The sequence below is a fragment of the Limimaricola soesokkakensis genome, assembly GCF_900172345.1.
Classification (GTDB): Bacteria; Pseudomonadota; Alphaproteobacteria; order Rhodobacterales; family Rhodobacteraceae; genus Limimaricola; species Limimaricola soesokkakensis.
Genome location: NZ_FWFY01000001.1, coordinates 398,981 through 417,781, shown reverse-complemented (window position 1 = coordinate 417,781; position 18,801 = coordinate 398,981). Strand labels below are relative to the sequence as shown.

The window sequence follows — 18,801 nt, the reverse complement described above, 5'->3', positions numbered from 1 at the left end:
ACCGGGACCGCGCTGATGCCCGAGATCGAGAAGCCGCCGCGTCGCGAGGTGCCTTGGGAGGAAAACTTCCCGCCGAACCCGGCCGCACCATATGTCGAGTTGGGCCTTGCCACCTGCTTTTCCTTCCTGCGCGGCGCGTCCGACGCTGTCGAGTTCGCGGTACAGGGCTGGCACCAGAATTTTGACGCGCTAGGCATCGCCGATCTGAACACGCTGGCGGGCGTGGTCCGGATGCATGTCGCGGCGAAGAAGGTAAATCTGCGGCCGGTGATCGGCGCGCGGCTCGCCTTGACCACCGGCGAGACGTTCCTCGCCTATCCTACCGACCGCGCCGCCTATGGTCGGCTCTCGGTACTACTGTCCAAGGGCAAGATGCGCGATCCGGAGGGACGCTGGCAGAAGAAGGGGATCTGCGAGATCACCCTTGGAGATTTGGCCGATCATGCCGAAGGGCTGAAGCTCATCCTATTGCCGCCGGACGACCTTGCAGGGCTTGAGAGCGCCCTGCCTCGGCTCGCGCGGCGCTTGCCTGGCCTCGGCCATGTCGCGGCCTCCTATCTCTACCGGGGCTGCGACCGGGCCCGGATCAACGCGCTTGACCGCATGACCCGCGACGCCGGGCTGTCGCTGATGGCGACCAACGACGTGCTCTACCATGCGCCCGAACGGCGGCCGCTGCAGGACGCGATGACCTGTATCCGCGAGGGGATGGTTCTGGCGGAGGCCGGCGACCGGCTGCTGCCCAATGCCGAGCGGCACCTGAAATCGCCGGAGACGATGATGCGGCTTTTCGCGGAGTGGCCGCATGCGATCCGCGCCACGCGCGAGATCGCCGATGCTTGCCGCTTCGACCTCCAGGAACTGGCCTACGAGTATCCACGCGAGGTGGTGCCCGAAGGCCGCAGCCCGCAGGACTATCTCGAAAAACTGACATGGGCAGGGGCAGCGGCACGCTGGCCCGCGGGCATCCCCCCCGCCACCCATGCCGTGCTGCGCAAGGAACTGGCAATGATCGGCCGGCTCGACATCGCGCGCTATTTTCTCACCATTCACGACATCATCCGCTTCGCACGGGAAAAGGCCCAGCCGCCGATCCTATGTCAGGGACGCGGATCGGCGGCGAACTCGGCCGTGTGCTTCGTGCTGGGCATTACCGCTGTCGACCCGGCGCAGCACCAGCTGCTGTTCGAGCGCTTCATTTCCGATGAGAGAAAGGAGCCGCCCGATATCGACGTCGATTTCGAGCATGAGCGGCGCGAGGAGGTGATCCAGCACATCTACCAGAAGTACGGCCGTGCGCGCGCGGGGCTCTGCGCCACGGTGATCCATTACCGCCCCCGATCCGCGATCCGCGAGGTGGGCAAGGTGATGGGGCTGTCCGAGGACGTGACCGGCGGGCTGGCCAAGACCGTCTGGGGCCACTGGGGCAGCGGCATCGCCGAGGAGAACGTACGCGAGGCCGGGCTCGATCCCACCGACCCGCTGCTGCGCAAGGCGCTGCTGATCGCCGGGCAGCTGGTGGGGATGCCGCGCCACCTCTCCCAGCATGTCGGCGGCTTCATCCTGACAGAACGGCCTCTGACCGAGACCGTGCCGATCGGCAATGGCGCGATGGCCGATCGCAGCTTCATCGAATGGGACAAGGACGACATCGATGCGCTCGGCATCCTGAAGGTCGATATCCTCGCGCTCGGCATGCTGACCTGCATCCGCAAGAGCCTCGACCTCGTGGCGGCGCATTGGGGGCGGCGCGAGGATCTCGCCTCGATCCCGCGCGAGGACCCGCGCGTCTTCGACATGCTGTGCCGCGCCGACAGCCTCGGCGTGTTTCAGGTCGAGAGCCGGGCGCAGATGAACATGCTGCCGCGGCTGCGCCCGCGCTCCTTCTACGATCTCGTCATCCAGGTCGCCATCGTCCGCCCCGGCCCGATTCAGGGCGACATGGTGCATCCCTACCTGCGCCGCCGCGCCGGCGAAGAGGCGGTCGAATACCCCTCCCCCGGCGCGCCGCACGACCCCGAAGAGTTGAAGTCGATCCTGGGCCGGACGCTGGGCGTGCCGATCTTTCAGGAACAGGCGATGAAGATCGCCATCGACGCGGCCCGGTTTTCGCCCGCCGAGGCGAACGAGTTGCGCAAGGCCATGGCCACCTTCCGCTCGCGCGGCACGATCGCGCTTTTGCAGGAGAAGATGGTCGGGCGGATGGTGGCGCGCGGTTATGACGAGGCATTCGCGACGCGCTGCTTCGAGCAGATCAAGGGTTTTGGCGAATACGGCTTTCCCGAAAGCCACGCGGCAAGCTTCGCGCATCTGGTCTATGTCTCGTCATGGCTGAAATGCCATTTTCCCGGCGCCTTCGGAGCGGCGCTGCTGAACTCGCAACCCATGGGCTTTTACGCCCCCGCGCAGATCGTACGCGACATGCGCGAGCATGGGGTCGAGGTGCGCCCCGTCGACGTGAACATGTCGGATTGGGACTGCACGCTCGAGCCGATTTCGACGGGCGGCTTCGCGGTGCGGCTGGGGCTACGCATGGTGGGCGGGTTCGCGGCCGAGGCGGCGGCGCGGATCGTGGCGGCGCGTGATGCGCCCTTCGAGACCCCCGAGGCGCTGAAGAGCCGCGCCGGGATCGGCGCGGCGGCGGTGCGCAGGCTGGCCCAGGCGGATGCGATGCGCTCGATGTTTCTCGATCGCCGGCAGGCGCTATGGGAAACGCGGGGTCTGCGCGATGCGCCCGACCTGCCGCTGTTTCGCGAGGCACGCGACGAAGGCGCGGAGGTGCCGGTGCCGCTGCCGGCCATGCCGGTCTGCGAACAGGTGGTGGCCGATTACCAGACGCTGCGGCTGTCGCTGAAGGCGCATCCTATGGCCTTCCTGCGCCGCAGCCTGACCGCGCAGGGCTATGCCAGCGCCGCCGAGCTGAACCGCGCAGATCAGGGCCGGCGGCTGAAGCTCGCCGGGCTGGTGCTGATCCGGCAGAAACCGGGCAGCGCCAAGGGGGTATGCTTCATCACGCTCGAGGACGAGACGGGCGTGGCCAACATCGTGGTCTGGCCCAAGGTGATGGCACAGTTCCGCCGCGTGGTGATGCAGGCACGGCTTCTGGTGGTCGAGGGCTACGTGCAGCGCGACGTGGAGATCGTGCATTTCGTGGCGCAGCGGCTGGAGGACCGTTCCGATGCGCTCACTCGCCTCGCGCCAGACGGCCTTGTACCGCCGTTGAACCATGCCGACGCGGTGAAGAACCCGGTGCAGGGCTCGGCGCGGGGCAGCGACGCGCCCGCGAACGGGCATCCCCGCAATGCACGCATCCTGCCGAAAAGCCGGGATTTTCACTGAAATGTTGCGCCGTGCGTATTTATGGAAAGATGAACAAGGGAGATGCCTTCCCATTCACCTTTCTTCAAATACGCAAAGTGCCGGCCGATACCGGGCGGCAGCGTCTCAGGCGCTGCGCCGCGCCTGGGCCTGGGCGCCCTTGCAGGCTGCCCAGTCCCGCGCCGCCGCGCCGAAGGCCTCGAAGAGCGGCCGCGAGACCGGGTCAGCGCCGGCATTCCACTCAGGGTGCCACTGCACGGACATGGTAAAGCCCGGCGCGCCCTCGACATAAAGCGCCTCAGGCGTGCCATCCGGCGCGTGGCCATCGATCACGATGCGGCGGCCGGGCCGCTTGACCCCCTGACCGTGAAGGGTGTTGGTCAGCACTTCACGTGCGCCGAACAGCCGATGGAACGGACCGCCCTCGGTCAGCGTCACCACGTGGCGCAGCGCGAATTTCTCCTCGAGCGTGCCGTCGGGGGGCATTCGGTGATTGGAACGGCCCGGCAGGTCACGAATCTCGGGATAGAGCGAGCCGCCCATCGCCACGTTCACCTCCTGAAACCCGCGACAGATGCCCAGAAATGGCTGGCCGCGCTCGACGCAAGCGCGCACCAGCGGCAGGGTGATCGCATCGCGCGAGCGATCGAACGCCCCATGCGCCGGCGTCTCCGTCTCGCCGTATTCGTCCGGGTGCACGTTGGGCCGCCCGCCGGTGAGCAAAAAGCCGTCGCAGGCCTCCAGCAGTTCCTCGACCGAGACGAGCTTGGGATCCGACGGGATCACCAGCGGCAGGCCGCCTGCCACCTGCGACACCGCGGATGAGTTCATCGCGCCGCCGCCATGAGTGACGTAATGGCCGTCGATGACGTGGTTGTTGCCGATGATTCCGATGACGGGACGGGTCATGATCGCTCCGGTTGCTGTCCCCTACAGATATACAGCCACGATCTTTCTGAAAAGCATCGCGCGGCCCGGGAGACCCGGACCGCGCGCACATTCGCCGTCAATCGAGGCACATCACCGGCCCCGAAGGTCGTCCTGATCCGGAACGAGGATCAGGCAGCGCCGGTGAGCCCGGCCGCCGCGATCCCCGCCAGCGCCGCCTCGGCGTCGTTGTCGGAGGTGTCACCGGTGACCCCGACCGCGCCCAGCACCTCGCCATCGGCGCCGCGCACGATCACCCCGCCGGGGACCGGCACGACCTTGCCGCCGAAGGCGCCATTGGCGGCGGTCATGAAGTAGTGCTGCGCCTCGGCGCGCGCCATCTGCGCCGAGCCGGGCATGCCCAGCATCACCGCGCCGTAAGCCTTGCCCTCGGCGATGGCATAGCGGCCGGGCGATGCGCCGTCCTCGCGCTCGAAGGCGAGCGGGTGGCCGCCCGCGTCGAGCACGATCACCGACATGGGCTTCAGGCCCATCTCATGCGCCTTGGCGAGGGTTTCACGGATAATGGTGCGGGCGGCGTCGATGTTGAGCTTGGTCATCAGACGGTCTCCAGATTCTTGAGTTCGAGGCGACGGCGATGCAGCACCGGCTCGGTATAGCCCGAGGGCTGCTTGCGGCCCTCGAAGACGAGGTCGCAGGCCGCCTGGAAGGCGAGGCTGTCGAAATGCGGGGCCATCGGCTTGTAGAGCGGATCGCCCTCGTTCTGGCGGTCCACCACCTCGGCCATCTTCTTCATGGCGGCCATCACCTGCTCCTTGGAGACGACACCGTGATGCAGCCAGTTGGCCAAGGCCTGCGACGAGATCCGGCAGGTCGCGCGATCCTCCATCAGGCCGATATCGTTGATGTCGGGCACCTTGGAGCAACCGACCCCCTGATCGATCCAGCGCACCACGTAGCCGAGGATGCCCTGCGCGTTGTTCTCGATCTCGCGGGTGACTTCGGCATCGTCGAAATTGCGACCGGTGGCGAGCGGGATCGTCAGCAGGTCCTCGAGCGTGCCACGGGCACCGCCCTGGGCGATCTCCTCCTGCCGCGCCAGCACGTCGACATGGTGGTAATGCGTGGCATGCAGCGTCGCGGCGGTGGGAGACGGCACCCAGGCGCAGGTCGCACCGGCCTTCGGGTGGCCGATCTTCTGCTCGAGCATATCGGCCATCCGGTCGGGCATCGCCCACATCCCCTTGCCGATCTGCGCCTTGCCGCGCAGCCCGCAGGCGAGACCGATATCGACGTTGCGATCCTCGTAGGACTGGATCCAGGCCGAGGATTTCATCTCGCCCTTGGGGATCATCGGCCCGGCTTCCATCGACGTGTGGATCTCGTCGCCGGTACGGTCGAGGAAGCCGGTGTTGATGAAGGCCACCCGGTTCTTCGCGGCGCGGATGCATTCCTTGAGATTGGCCGAGGTGCGACGCTCCTCGTCCATGATGCCGAGCTTGACCGTGTATTGCGGCAGGCCGAGCATCTTCTCGACGGCCGAGAACATCTCGTCCGAGAGCTTCACCTCGTCGGGGCCGTGCATCTTCGGCTTCACGATGTAGACCGAGCCATGCACCGAGTTGCGCGGGCCTTCGGTCTTCTTCAGGTCATGCATGGCGATGAGCACGGTGATCACCGCATCCATCAGACCCTCGGAGATCTCGCGCTCGTCATCCTTGCCGATGATCGCCGGGTTGGTCATCAGGTGGCCGACATTGCGCACCAGCATCAGGGAGCGACCCTTGACGGTCCGGGCCGAGCCGTCGGGCGCGGTGAAGTGCTGGTCGCCTTCCATGCGACGGGTCATTTCCTCGCCGCCCTTCTGGAAGGTGGCCGAAAGCGTGCCCTGCATCAGGCCGAGCCAGTTGCGATAGGCCAGCACCTTGTCCTCGGCATCGACCGCCGCGACCGAATCCTCGCAATCCATGATGGTCGAGATCGCGCTCTCGAGCCGGATGTCGGAGATGCCGGCGCGGTCCGAGCCGCCGATCCGGCTCGACGGGTCGACCACGATCTCGATCAGCAGGCCGTTCTTTTCCAGCAGCACCTGCAACTCGGCCTTGCCGTCGGTCTTCGAGCCCGCAAATTGCTCGGGCTCCTTGAGACCGTGCTCGGCATCGCCCTTGCAGCCGATCAGCGTGCCGCCCTTGATTTCCAGCCGGTCGATCTCGGCCCAGGAGGCGCCATCGAGCGGGGCGACCTCGTCGAGATGCCTGCGGCCCCAGGCGATCACCTCGGCGCCGCGCTCCTCGTCATAGCCCTTGCCCTGCGGCAGGCTGCCCAGCGCATCGGTGCCATAGAGCGCGTCATAGAGGCTGCCCCAACGCGCATTCGCGGCGTTGAGCGCGAAGCGGGCATTGGTGATCGGCACTACCAGCTGCGGCCCGGGCGTGGTGGCGATCTCGGGATCGGTGTTCTCGGTGCCGATCTCGAAATCATCGCCCTCGGTCGTCAAGTAGCCGATGCCCTCCAGCATCTGCCGGTATTCGGTTGGGTCGATCTGCTGCCCCTTGCGGCTCAGATGCCAGGCGTCGATCTCGGCCTGCATCTTCGCGCGCACCGATAGCGCGTCACGGATGCGCGGCCCGAATTCCTGCGCCAGCGCGGCAAAGCCCTTCCAGAAGTCGTCGGCGTCGATCCCCGTCCCCGGAAGCGCCTCTTCCTTGATGAATTGCACCAGCTCGGGCGCCACCATCAGCCCGTGCTTGTCGATCCTCTCGGCCATCTGCCGTCTCCTCCTCGTGTTCTTCGTGCAAATGGCTAATCGATCCCGGCAGGTGCGGCAACTCGATCTCGCCGTGACGCGCAAAGGGCGCGGATCCGGGGACCCGCGCCCTTCGAGGTCGGTCGCCTATGGCTCACTGCTGTTCGGCGGTGCCGACGGTATCGTTGATCTGCTCGGGCGCGCCGACGATCTCGGCGTCATCGGCCTGCTCGACCTCTTCGCTGCCCACGGCTTCGACGGTGCTCTCGGCTTCGGGCTCGTTGCCCTGGCCGAAGCCGATGAAGACGAGGAACAGTATCAGCAGCACGCCGAAGACGGCGACGACGGCCATGCCGGTCAGGGGGCCCTTGTGGCGTTTTTCCTGTTTCTCGACGTCTGTATGCGGGGCGGACATGTCACTTCTCCTCACGGGTTGCCGCGCCGGCAAGGACGGTCGCGGTCGGGGGCGCGCTTGAAGGCCCCCTGTTGCGGCCCTAACGTCCGGCAGGCCCGAAGGTTCAGCGAAAGGTTCCCTGACATGACACAGCACGATCCCCGCACCGTCTATCTCAGGGACTACACCCCGCCTGCCTATCTGGTGGAGGAGGTGCGCCTGACCTTCCGGCTTGCGCCGCATGCGACGCGGGTGCTGTCCGAGATCCGCTTCCGGCCCAACCCGGACGCCACCGGACGGGAGTTCTTCCTGCATGGCGAGCAGCTGAAGCTGATCTCGGCGCATGTCGACGGCGCCCCGGTCACGCCGGAGCTGGTCGAGGGCGGTCTCAGGCTCGACGCCCCCGACGCGCCCTTCACCTTCGCGGCCGAGGTCGAGATCGACCCCGAGAACAATACCGCGCTCGAAGGGCTCTACCGCTCGAACGGCATGTACTGCACCCAGTGCGAGGCCGAGGGCTTTCGCAAGATCACCTTCTACCCCGACCGCCCCGACGTGATGGCACCGTTCCACGTGCGGATCGAAAGCGACCAACCGGTACTGCTGTCGAACGGCAACCCCGGCGCCTCGGGCGAGGGCTTTGCGGAATGGCACGACCCCTGGCCCAAGCCCGCCTATCTCTTCGCGCTGGTCGCGGGCGATCTCGTTGCCCATTCCGACAGCTTCACCACGATGTCTGGCCGCGAGGTCGCGCTGAACCTCTGGGTCCGTGAGGCCGATATCGACAAATGCGCCTTCGGGATGGAGGCGCTGAAGAAGTCGATGAAGTGGGACGAGGAGGTCTATGGCCGCGAATACGATCTCGACGTGTTCAACATCGTCGCGGTCGACGACTTCAACATGGGCGCGATGGAGAACAAGGGGCTGAACATCTTCAACTCCTCCGCCGTGCTGGCCTCGCCCGCCACCGCCACCGATGCCGATTTCGAGCGGATCGAGGCGATCATCGCGCATGAATACTTCCACAACTGGACCGGCAACCGCGTCACCTGCCGCGACTGGTTCCAGCTCTGCCTCAAGGAAGGTCTCACGGTGTTCCGTGACCAGCAATTCACCGGCGACATGCGCTCCCACGCGGTCAAGCGGATCGGCGACGCGATGCTGCTGCGCTCGGCCCAGTTCCGCGAGGACAACGGCCCCCTCGCCCACCCGGTGCGGCCCGAGAGCTTCGTCGAGATCAACAATTTCTACACCGTCACCGTCTACGAGAAGGGCGCCGAACTGGTCGGCATGCTTCGCAGGCTGGTGGGGGAAGAGGGCTACAGGAAGGCGCTCGACCTCTATTTCGAACGCCATGACGGCCAGGCCGTGACGATCGAGGACTGGCTCCGCGCCTTCGAGGACGCGACCGGCCGGGACCTGTCGCAATTCGCGCGCTGGTACAGCCAGGCGGGCACGCCCCGCGTTCACGTGGCCGAGGATTGGTCCGACGGTCGCTACACGCTCACGCTTCGGCAGGAGACGCCGCCGAGCCCGGACCAGCCCGAGAAACAGCCGGTGGTGATCCCGGTGGCGGTGGGGCTCTTGAACCCCAATGGCGACGAGGTGGTGCCGACGCAGGTGCTGGAGCTGACCGAGGCCGAACAGAGCTTTGCCTTCGACGGTCTCTTGGCCCGGCCCGTGCCGTCGATCCTGCGCGGTTTCTCCGCCCCGGTGATCCTCAAGCAGGAACAGTCCGACGAGACCCGTGCCTTCCTGCTCGCGCATGACACCGACCCGTTCAACAAGTGGGAAGCCGGGCGCGTCCTTGCCCGCACCGGCCTCATGGCGATGGTCCTCGACGGCGATGGCCCGCATGCGGGCTATATCGACGCCCTGGGGCGCGGCATCGCCGACGAGAGCCTCGACCCGGCCTTCCGCGCCCAGCTTCTGGCCCTGCCGGGCGAGGACGAGCTGGCGCAGGCAATATTCGAAACCGGTCAGGCCCCCGATCCCACGGCGATCCACGAGGCCCGTGAGGCGCTGCGCCGCGCCATCTCGGCACGGCTGGATGACGTGCTGATCCGCCTCTACGAGGCGCATCAGGTCAGCGGTCCCTACAGCCCCGAAGCCGAGGATGCCGGCCGCCGTGCACTCACCAACGCCGCGCTGTCGCTGCTGTCGCTCACCGAAGGCGGCGACCGGGCACGGGCGCAGTTCCAGGCCGCTGACAACATGACCCAGCAGATCGCGGCGCTGGGCACGTTGCTGACGATCGGAGAGGGCGAGGCCGAGCTGAAGGCTTTCGAAGACCAGTGGCGCCATGAGCGGTTGGTGATGAACAAGTGGTTCGGTCTGCAGGTCGCCGCCGCCAGGCCCGAGGCGGCGGCAGACACCGCCGAGGCACTGACCCGGCACCCGGCCTTCGACTGGAAGAACCCGAACCGCTTCCGCGCCGTGTTCGGCGCGCTCGCCGGCAACGCGGCGGGCTTTCATCACCCCTCCGGTGCGGGCTACCGGCTTCTGGCCGATTGGCTGTTGAAGCTCGATCCGCTGAACCCGCAGACCACGGCGCGGATGACCCAGGCCTTCTCGACCTGGAGGCGCTACGCCCCCGAGCGGCAGGCACTGATCCGGGCCGAGCTGGAGCGGATTGCCGGGACCGAGCGGCTCAGCCGCGATACCTCCGAGATGGTCGGGCGGATGCTGGCGGGCTGACGCGTCCGTGAGAGGGCGGCATGGAACGCCCCCTTAAACCTTGCGGTTCGGGCAGCGAAGACCCGAACCGCAAGGAGACGGACATGACCAATATCAAGGACGCAAAGATCCTCATCATCGCCACCGACGGCTTCGAAAAGGTCGAGCTAGAGGTGCCGCGCGACAAGCTGCGCGAAGCCGGCGCTACCGTCCATGTCGCGAGCCCTGGCGGCGACGCCATCAAGAGCTGGGACAAGACGGACTGGGGCCCGAAGGCCGATGTTGACCTGAAGATCTCGGACGCGAAGATGGATGACTATCACGCCATCGTGCTGCCGGGGGGCCAGATCAACCCCGACGTGCTGCGCACCAAGCCCGAAGCCGTGAAGCTGGTGAAGGAGTTCACCGCCGCCGGCAAGATCGTCGCGGCGATCTGCCATGGGCCTTGGCTGCTGATCGAGGCCGATGTGGTACGCGGGCGCGAAATGACCTCGTACCCCTCGATCCGCACCGATTTGAAGAACGCCGGGGCCAATGTCGTGGACAAGGAGGTCGCGACCGATCAGGGCATCGTGACCAGCCGCAATCCCGATGATCTTGAGGCATTCGTGGCCAAGATCGTTGAGGAAATCTGCAAGGGCAGACACCCCCGCCAAGCCGCGTGATCCACGCCAAATGGATGCGGTGGCGCGCCGCCGCATCCATTATAGATTGTGGCGCGCAGCCGCCGTTCCGCCCCTCCAAGGGCCACTGCCATTGCCAAATGCACAGCGATCCAGCAATTGTCACGGAACTACCGCGTGGGAATGGTTATTAAAGCTCCATGAAAGACCGCATTGACCCGCTGATTGCCGAGCGCGCGCCCTGGATGTTCCGGCAATCACCTCTCGTGAGGCCGTTGCGCGGTCTTTTGCACCTCGCCCTGTCCTATGATCGTACCGTCGCGATCGGCACCGAGCTGCGCGACGAGCCCACCTCTCGCATCATGGGTGACATGGGCGACCTGCTGGCCCGGCACCTCACCGTCGCCGGCCTCGACAATGTGCCGCGTCATGGCCCCGCCCTCATTGTCGCCAACCATCCCACCGGCATCGCCGACGGGATCATGCTCTATCACGCGCTCAAGACGATCCGCCCCGATCTCTTCATCTACGCCAATGGCGATATCCTGCGGGTGCTGCCGCAGATGGAGGATTTGATCGTGCCGGTGGAATGGCGCAAGGAAAAGCGCAGCCACGCCAAGACCAAGATGACGATGGATCTGACCAAGCAGGCGGTGAAGGAAGGCCGGCTGGGCGTGATCTTCCCCTCGGGCCGCCTTGCGAAACGGCGCGGGTTGCGGCTGCACGAGCGACCTTGGATGCCTTCGGCGGCGATGCTGGCGCGCAAGTTCGACCTGCCGGTGATCCCGGTGAACATCCGCGCCCGCAACTCGGCGCTGTTCTACCTCTTCGACCTGATCCACCCGACGCTGCGCGACATCACCCTGTTCCACGAGATGCTGAACAAGGACCGTCAGCCCTATGTCCTCACCGTGGGCGAAGAGATCTCGCCCGCCGCGCTGCCCTCGAAATCCGAGGATGGCATCGAGATGCTGCGCCGCGCAACGCTAGCGCTGGGCGGACGCGACGCGCCGACGGTGAGCCTCGTGCGCTCGACCCGCTCGGTGCTGCGCACGCGAGCCTGAAGCGTCAGGACGCCACGCCCGATCGCTCTGAACTCTCCTGAGGGCGCGCTTGCGGGCGGGGCACCGTGAGCAGCGTGCCACTCCGGCAATAGCTCTGTTCCCGAGTCCAGGCCGCCATTTCGGCGCGCATCGCGGGCTTGGTCATCGGGCCCCAATCGGAGGCGATGCCTGCCCGTCTGCCATCCTTCATCGCCACCGCGCCGTCGCGTTTGACGGTCCGGGCCATGATCCGTGCGGCGCAGCTGAGATTGCGGACCGGGTCGCGCAGCATCGCGCCGTCGCGTGCGACGCAGCCATAGCCCCGCGCCGTGCCGGGCAGGATCTGCAAAAGCCCGTGATAGAGCCCACCCCCGCCCACCGCATCGGCGCGATGCCGGCTCTCGAACCGTGCCAGAGCCGACATCACCCCGACCCAGAAGGCGCGGCGCAGCCGCGGCGGGTTCTCGGCATAGGCCGGGCACCAGGTCGCGATGTCGGCCGGGACCACCTCGGCCAGATCCGAAGCCGGGCCGCGCAACGCCGACATCAGGCCACGGGTCCAGATCCCGGTGCCCGGCTTTCCGTCCCAACGCGCCTCCGGCAGGAACGGATCGCGGGCGCGCGGCCGCAGACCCGCTTCGCCACCGGGGGCATTGGCCGCCAGCGTCGCGGGGCGAGATATCGGACGCAGCGCGATCTCCGGTCGCGGATCGGCCTGAAGCTCGGGCGCGACCACGGTCGTAAGCGCGCCGCGGGGCGGCTCGGGACCTGTCTGCGGCGGTACAGGTGTGTCTTGTGGCGGCTCGTCCGCATCGCCTCGCATCTCGATGGAGGCCGCGAGGATTTGCGCCGGGTCCGACGGCTCGGCGTGGACCATCGAACCCGGCATCACGGCCATCGATCCCCCCAGGATCATCAGTGCCACGAGCATGGGGGGATAACTGCACCGGCGCCAAGACACGATGCAACGCGAAAATGGCGCAATGCCGCGAGGTTGCCCCTCTTGACGTGGCGCCTGTGTCGCGGCGGCGACAGGCATCCGCCTCAGCCGGCCCGTTTCGATTTGGCGGCGGCCTGCGCGGTCTGGCGTGGCTGGCAGTAGCTCTGGCTGCGGGTCCAGTTCGCCATCTCGTTGCGTTTCCTCGAGGAGTGGAACGGGCCCCAGTCGGCCGCGAGACCCCGCATGCCTGCCGAGACGACGCCATCACGCCGCACGGTACGTGCGGCGATGCGCACCGCACAGGACAGGTTCGCGACACCATCCTTGAGCGCCGAACCGCTACCGGCGGCGCAGCCATAGCTGCGCGCGGTCGCGGGCGCGATCTGCACCAGCCCGAACCACTTGCCACCGCCGCCGACGGCCTCGGGGTTCCAGGTACTTTCATGCTTGGCCAGCGCCGAGAGCATCCCGGCCCAGAAGGCGGCGCGCTCGTCCTCGGAGGCTTCGGCATAGCCGGGGCACCAGTTCGCGATGTCGCCGGGCACCTGGCTCAGAAGCGGCGCGCCATGCGCCTTGAGCGCGGCCAACGTCGCGTCGGTCCATCGGGCGCTTTCGGGGCGGTGGTCCCAGGCCATCACCGGCAGCGCGGCGGGGGCGGCGGCTTCCACCTCGGGCTCGGGAATCTGGGCACAGGCAGCGCCCAGCGAGAGCAGCGCGATCGGCATGAGGCGGCGCAAACGCGCGGATACACGTGTCGGGAACATTATTCGTATGGGTCCGTTGTGGCAGCAACTGGCGTCGATCTCTCCCGCGGCACGTGTGGCTGTCGAGTCCGTGCTCCATCCACCTGGATTTTCGGCGGGATATCGCCCAGCGACTGCGTGGCTCCGCCGAGCCGTGCGCGCTCTCCCGACCCTTGAAGAAACGGTCATTCGCGCCTAATCAGGCCCGCGACAACCGTGCAAGGAGAGGCTCCCATGCTGGACCTGACATTCGAGGCCCCTGCCCCCAAGGTGATAGCGGGCGCGACCGGGGATTGGGAGCTGGTGATCGGCCTCGAGGTACACGCGCAGGTCGCGACCCGCGCCAAGCTGTTCTCCGGCGCCTCCACCGAGTTCGGCGCCGAACCCAATTCCAACGTGTCCTTCATCGACGCGGGCATGCCGGGCATGCTGCCGGTGATCAACGAGGGCTGCGTGGCGCAGGCGGTGCGCACCGGGCTCGGGCTCAAGGCGGAGATCAACCTGCGCTCGGCCTTTGATCGCAAGAACTACTTCTACCCGGACCTGCCGCAGGGCTACCAGATCAGCCAGCTCTACCACCCGATCGTCGGCGAGGGTGAGGTTATCGTCGAGATGGGCGCGGGCATCGCCCGCCGCGTGCGCATCGAGCGCATCCATCTCGAGCAGGATGCGGGCAAGTCGATCCACGACATGGACCCGAACATGTCCTTCGTCGATCTCAACCGCACCGGCGTGGCGCTGATGGAGATCGTCTCGCGGCCCGACATCCGTGGCCCCGAGGAAGCCGCCGCCTATGTCGGCAAGCTGCGCCAGATCCTTCGCTACCTCGGCACCTGCGACGGCAACATGCAGAACGGCAACCTGCGCGCCGACGTCAACGTCTCGGTCTGCCGTCCCGGCGATTACGAGCGCTATCAGGAAACGCAGGACTTCTCGCATCTCGGCACACGCTGCGAGATCAAGAACATGAACTCGATGCGCTTCATCCAGGCCGCGATCGATTTCGAGGCGCGGCGCCAGATCGCGATCCTCGAGGATGGCGGCAGCGTCGTGCAGGAAACCCGCCTCTACGATCCGGACAAGAACGAGACCCGGTCGATGCGTTCCAAGGAAGAGGCGCATGACTACCGCTACTTCCCCGACCCCGACCTGCTACCGCTCGAGATCGAGCAGGCCTGGGTAGACGACATCGCGGCGCATCTGCCCGAGCTGCCCGACGCCAAGAAGGCGCGCTTCATGGGCGATATGGGCCTGTCGGATTACGATGCGGGCGTGCTGACGGCGGAGCTCGCCAATGCCATCTACTTCGAGGCGGTGGTGAACCATCTCGACAGCGCCAAGGATGGCAAACTCGCCGCGAATTGGGTCATCAACGAGCTGTTCGGCCGGCTCAAGAAGGACGATCTAGGCATCGAGCAGAGCCCGGTCAGCCCCGCACAGCTGGGCGACATCGTCGCGCTGATCGCCAAGGGCGACATCTCGGGCAAGATCGCCAAGGACCTGTTCGAGATCGTCTACACCGAGGGCGGCGACCCGGCGAAGATCGTCGAGGAGCGCGGCATGAAGCAGGTCACGGATACCGGTGCCATCGAGGCGGCGGTCGACGAGATCATCGCCGCCAACCCGGCGCAGGTCGAGAAGGCCAAGCAGAACCCCAAGCTCGCGGGCTGGTTCGTGGGTCAGGTGATGAAATCCACCGGCGGCAAGGCCAACCCCGCCGCCGTCAACCAGATCGTCACGCAGAAGCTCGGGCTCTGAGCCCGTGCCGGAGGAGAGCGCCATGACCGCCTACGAGTATCGCGTCGTTCCCGCGCCCAAGCGCGGGGTCAAGGAGCGCGGCCTGAAGACCGGCGAGGATCGCTATGCCCATGCACTGCAGGGCACGATCAACGAACTGGGCGCGAAGGGCTGGGAGTATCTGCGCGCAGAAACGCTGCCCTGCGAGGAGCGCCAGGGCCTGCGCGGTCGCAGCACCGTCTATCATTCGGTGCTGGTGTTCCGCCGCGCCACCGGGGCTCAGCCCGCCGCCACGCCAGTGGCGGCCGAGCCGATGGCCGCGCAGCAGGGGCTGAGCGCCAGCCGCGCCGAGACCCCCGCCGCCGCGCGACCGGTGCCCGGTACCCGGGAGGCCCAGGAAATCCCCGACCGTCCTGCGCCGCAGGTCACCGCGAACCGCGGCGACTGATCCCGGCGGGCCGACGCCGAAGGGGCGGAAAATGCCCTCCGCCCCTTCAATCTCCGGCTCTTTGGACTAAACTGCCGCGTCCGACTCGAAAGGATGAGGCAGAGCATGGCAAAGAACGACCCCTTCGGTTTCGATATGTCGGTATCGGCATCGAAGAAGAAAAACCCGCGCGGCAGACGCGGGATGTCCGGCGCCTTCGAGACCTCGACGCGGGTCTGCGACCACCCGGGCTGCGAAGAGGCCGGCAAGTACCGCGCCCCGAAATCGCCCGATATCCTCGATGACTACTTTTGGTTCTGCAAGGAGCACGTGCGCGAGTACAACCTGAAGTGGAACTTCTTCGACGGCAGCACCGAGGCCGAATTCAGCGAGCAGATCGAGAACGACCGGGTCTGGGGCCGGTCGACCAAGCCCTTCGGCAAGCGCAGCGAGGAACAGCGCGCCTGGGCGCGTCTGGGCGTCGACGACCCGCACCAGGTGCTGGGTGAGAACGCCACCCGCAACCCCGGCAAGAACGCGGCCCAGCAGGGCCATACCCGCCGCCTGCCCGCCACCGAGCGCCGCGCGCTCGAGGTGCTGGATGCCAAGGACAGCTGGTCCAAGGCCGAGATCCGCAAATCCTACAAGGCGCTGATCAAGGTGCTGCATCCCGACATGAATGGCGGCGATCGCAGCCAGGAGGAGCAGCTCTCCGAGGTGGTCTGGGCATGGGACCAGATCAAGGACAGCAAGTCCTTCCGCGACAAGGATTGATCCGAGGGGCCGTCGCCACGCCGCATCGCGCGGCGCGGGAGCGTCCGTCTCTCTCCGTGAATGAACCGGTTCGGGCCCTGCAGCGGGCTCAGAGGCGTGTGACCGGCCCCGCGCCAAGCACCGCGCCGGTGGGCGCCCCAGTGGGCGATCCGCCCGCCGGTTCGTCGGAGATCGCGAGCACAGCCTGCGACAGCAGCGGCTGCAGATCTTCGGGCACCGTCACACGGCCCTCGCGATCCTCCGGCAGCACGCCAAGCGACACCGGCGCCGCATCGCCCGCGATCAGCCACAACTCCAGCGCGCGGCCCGGTGCCGCCGCGCCGCTGGGCCGCAATACGCGCAGCATCTCCGGCGCGTCGGGATCGAAGGCCACGCGCACCACGAGGCTGCGGTCATCGGCCGCGATCTCGGCACCGAACGGGGGAGCCTCCGGCCCCGGGCGCAGCAGGTCGAGATTGGTGACGACAAGGTACGTCCCCGCCGCCAAGGCCGCCGCCGAAAGCGCGGGCCACAGCCCCAGCCGCCGCAGCAACCCTTCGCGCCGCGCCCCGAACAGCCGCCGGTCGATCGCGTTACGCACCCGAACGGGCGGCGTCACCGGCGTCATGTCATGCGTCAACGAGACGAAATCCTCGGCCCAGGCCGCGTAGAGCGCGCGGTAATCCGGATCCGTCTCGAGCCGTCGTTCGGCGCGGTCGAGCTCCTCGCCCCCGAGCAATCCCAACACGTGCTCGGCGGCCAGAACGGCATCGTCCTCGTGGTGATCGCCGGGACCGGTCATCGCGTCAGGCACTCCTTGAGACGCATCAGGCTGCGCCGCAGCCATGTGCGCATCGTGTTCAACGGCACGCCGTGCCGCTCAGCGAGCTCGGCATAGCTCTCGCCTGTCAGATAGGCCCCCCGCACCGCCGCGGCACGATCGGGCTCGAGCTCCGACATGCAGCGGTCGATCCTCTGGTTTTCCGAAGCCGCGACGGCCAGGGCCTCCGGCCCCGGACCAGCATCGGCCAGATCGGCCATGGCATCCATGTCGCCGCCCCCCCGGCTCTCGGCCTTGCGTCTAGCCCGCAGCCGGTCGATGGCATGGTTGCGGGCGATGGTGATCAGCCAGGTCATCGGGCTCAGCCCGTTCACTTGGTAGCGCCCCGCATTATGCCACAGTTTCACGAAAATCTCCTGGAGCGCATCCTCGGCCTCGGCCCTGTCGTTCAACACACGCAGGCAAATCCCGAAGAGTTTCGCTGAGGTCGCGTCATAAAGCGCGCCGAAGGCCGCGCGATCGCCCAGCGCGACGCGGCCGATCATCGCCTCGATCTCGGTCTGACGCGACATGATGCTGAAGTTCCCCCGTCACTCTGGTTGCAGACAATGACGCCCCGCCTTGAAAAGGCAAGCGGGGCTCGGCCCATGGTCGCATCCTGCGGCCCTTGAACCCCGCCGCGCGATGCTCCATCACTTGCGCGACCGCCGAAAAGGGCCCTTGCCCGCACGCGAAAGGATCATCATGGCCGACGCCCAGACCGACCCCAATGCCCGCCCGACCGAGGAGATCGACATCCGCGAGACCTTCGGCTTCGACAGCGCCATGAAGGTCAAGGGCTTCGCCGAACGCTCGGACCGGGTGCCCGACATCGACCCGACCTACAAGTTCGACCCCGACACCACCCGCGCCATCCTCGCGGGCTTCGGCGCCAACCGCCGGGTCATGGTGCAGGGCTATCATGGCACCGGCAAATCGACCCATATCGAGCAAGTTGCGGCGCGGCTGAACTGGCCCTGCGTGCGCGTCAACCTCGACAGCCACATCTCCCGCATCGACCTGATCGGCAAGGACGCGATCAAGCTCAAGGACGGCAAGCAGGTGACCGAGTTCGCCGAAGGCATCCTGCCCTGGGCGCTGCGCCATCCCTGCGCCATCGTGTTCGACGAATACGACGCAGGCCGCGCCGACGTGATGTTCGTGATCCAGCGGGTGCTGGAGACCGACGGCAAGCTGACCCTGATGGACCAGAACCAGGTGCTGACGCCGAACCCGTATTTCCGGCTCTTCGCCACCGCCAACACAGTGGGCCTCGGCGACACCACCGGCCTCTATCACGGCACCCAGCAGATCAACCAGGCGCAGATGGACCGCTGGTCTCTCGTGGCGACGCTGAACTATCTCAGCCACGACGCCGAGGCCGCGATCGTTCTGTCCAAGGCCCCGCATTACAACACCGCGGAGGGACGCCAGATCATCTCCCAGATGGTCACCGTGGCCGATCTCACCCGCACCGCCTTCATGAACGGCGATCTCTCGACCGTGATGAGCCCGCGCACCGTGATCAACTGGGCCCAGAACGCCGAGATCTTCCGCGACGTGGGCTATGCCTTCCGGCTCTCGTTCCTCAACAAGTGCGACGAGCTGGAGCGCCAGACCGTGGCCGAGTTCTATCAGCGCTGCTTCGACGAGGAGCTGCCCGAGAGCGCGGTGAGCACCGCCGGGCGCTGAA

At 67.0% G+C, this 18,801-nt stretch carries 16 protein-coding genes; 8 read left to right on the top strand and 8 right to left on the bottom strand.

From position 1 onward, the window contains the following. The first annotated feature begins 15 nt into the window (after window positions 1–15). Window positions 16–3,339, top strand: a complete 3,324-nt coding sequence (locus tag LOS8367_RS01940) for an error-prone DNA polymerase (protein ID WP_085894750.1) — start codon at window positions 16–18, stop codon at window positions 3,337–3,339. Window positions 3,340–3,444: 105 nt separating this feature from the next. Here LOS8367_RS01940 and LOS8367_RS01935 read toward each other — a convergent pair whose 3' ends face one another. The 4 genes from LOS8367_RS01935 to LOS8367_RS01920 all read right to left on the bottom strand — a co-directional run bounded on the left by LOS8367_RS01935 (window position 3,445) and on the right by LOS8367_RS01920 (window position 7,367). Further along, entirely contained in the window at window positions 3,445–4,227 is a 783-nt protein-coding gene (locus tag LOS8367_RS01935; RefSeq protein ID WP_085894749.1) for a gamma-glutamyl-gamma-aminobutyrate hydrolase family protein, read from the bottom strand. A gap of 149 nt (window positions 4,228–4,376) precedes the next feature. Beyond that, a complete protein-coding gene (locus LOS8367_RS01930; RefSeq protein ID WP_085894748.1) occupies window positions 4,377–4,805 on the bottom strand; it encodes a GlcG/HbpS family heme-binding protein in 429 nt (142 codons plus the stop codon). After that, window positions 4,805–6,973, bottom strand: a complete 2,169-nt coding sequence (locus LOS8367_RS01925) for a malate synthase G (protein WP_085894747.1) — start codon at window positions 6,971–6,973, stop codon at window positions 4,805–4,807. The genes LOS8367_RS01930 and LOS8367_RS01925 overlap by 1 nt, the downstream gene beginning before the upstream one ends. Before the next feature lie 133 nt (window positions 6,974–7,106). Then, entirely contained in the window at window positions 7,107–7,367 is a 261-nt protein-coding gene (locus tag LOS8367_RS01920) for an OadG family protein (protein WP_085894746.1), read from the bottom strand. Window positions 7,368–7,490: 123 nt separating this feature from the next. On the opposite strand from LOS8367_RS01920, the gene pepN reads away from it, so the two are divergent. From pepN to LOS8367_RS01905, 3 genes are all read left to right on the top strand, one after another. Next, window positions 7,491–10,043 carry an aminopeptidase N gene (gene pepN, locus LOS8367_RS01915; RefSeq protein WP_085894745.1) on the top strand — a complete coding sequence of 851 codons (2,553 nt, stop codon included), beginning with the start codon at window positions 7,491–7,493 and terminating at the stop codon, window positions 10,041–10,043. 83 nt (window positions 10,044–10,126) lie between these two features. Beyond that, entirely contained in the window at window positions 10,127–10,687 is a 561-nt protein-coding gene (locus LOS8367_RS01910) for a type 1 glutamine amidotransferase domain-containing protein (protein WP_085894744.1), read from the top strand. 158 nt (window positions 10,688–10,845) lie between these two features. Continuing rightward, window positions 10,846–11,709 (top strand): lysophospholipid acyltransferase family protein, encoded by an 864-nt coding sequence (locus LOS8367_RS01905; RefSeq protein WP_085894743.1) that lies wholly within the window; start codon window positions 10,846–10,848, stop codon window positions 11,707–11,709. 4 nt (window positions 11,710–11,713) lie between these two features. On the opposite strand, the gene LOS8367_RS01900 is transcribed toward LOS8367_RS01905, so the two are convergent. Together LOS8367_RS01900 and LOS8367_RS01895 are read right to left on the bottom strand one after the other, a co-directional pair. After that, window positions 11,714–12,619 carry a transglycosylase SLT domain-containing protein gene (locus tag LOS8367_RS01900; RefSeq protein WP_242665481.1) on the bottom strand — a complete coding sequence of 302 codons (906 nt, stop codon included), beginning with the start codon at window positions 12,617–12,619 and terminating at the stop codon, window positions 11,714–11,716. Window positions 12,620–12,732: 113 nt separating this feature from the next. Further along, on the bottom strand, window positions 12,733–13,353 hold the full coding sequence (locus LOS8367_RS01895) for a transglycosylase SLT domain-containing protein (protein ID WP_165761369.1): 621 nt from the start codon (window positions 13,351–13,353) through the stop codon (window positions 12,733–12,735). Window positions 13,354–13,605: 252 nt separating this feature from the next. On the opposite strand from LOS8367_RS01895, the gene gatB reads away from it, so the two are divergent. From gatB to LOS8367_RS01880, 3 genes are all read left to right on the top strand, one after another. Further along, window positions 13,606–15,129, top strand: a complete 1,524-nt coding sequence (gene gatB, locus LOS8367_RS01890; RefSeq protein ID WP_085894741.1) for an Asp-tRNA(Asn)/Glu-tRNA(Gln) amidotransferase subunit GatB — start codon at window positions 13,606–13,608, stop codon at window positions 15,127–15,129. A 22-nt stretch (window positions 15,130–15,151) separates the two neighbouring features. Next, window positions 15,152–15,556: a DUF4177 domain-containing protein gene (locus LOS8367_RS01885; RefSeq protein ID WP_085894740.1), complete on the top strand. Its 405-nt coding sequence runs from the start codon at window positions 15,152–15,154 to the stop codon at window positions 15,554–15,556. 105 nt (window positions 15,557–15,661) lie between these two features. Continuing rightward, window positions 15,662–16,309, top strand: coding sequence for a J domain-containing protein (locus tag LOS8367_RS01880; RefSeq protein ID WP_085894739.1), 648 nt, complete (start codon window positions 15,662–15,664; stop codon window positions 16,307–16,309). An 88-nt stretch (window positions 16,310–16,397) separates the two neighbouring features. Here the strand turns inward: LOS8367_RS01880 and LOS8367_RS01875 are convergent, their stop codons facing one another. Together LOS8367_RS01875 and LOS8367_RS01870 are read right to left on the bottom strand one after the other, a co-directional pair. Then, window positions 16,398–17,090 carry an anti-sigma factor gene (locus LOS8367_RS01875; protein WP_165761368.1) on the bottom strand — a complete coding sequence of 231 codons (693 nt, stop codon included), beginning with the start codon at window positions 17,088–17,090 and terminating at the stop codon, window positions 16,398–16,400. Beyond that, entirely contained in the window at window positions 17,087–17,641 is a 555-nt protein-coding gene (locus tag LOS8367_RS01870; protein ID WP_085894737.1) for a sigma-70 family RNA polymerase sigma factor, read from the bottom strand. Before LOS8367_RS01870 ends, LOS8367_RS01875 begins: the two co-directional genes overlap by 4 nt. 172 nt (window positions 17,642–17,813) lie before the next feature. Between LOS8367_RS01870 and cobS the strand changes: the two genes are divergently transcribed. After that, entirely contained in the window at window positions 17,814–18,800 is a 987-nt protein-coding gene (cobS, locus tag LOS8367_RS01865; RefSeq protein WP_085894736.1) for a cobaltochelatase subunit CobS, read from the top strand. The last annotated feature ends 1 nt before the right edge of the window (window position 18,801 follow it).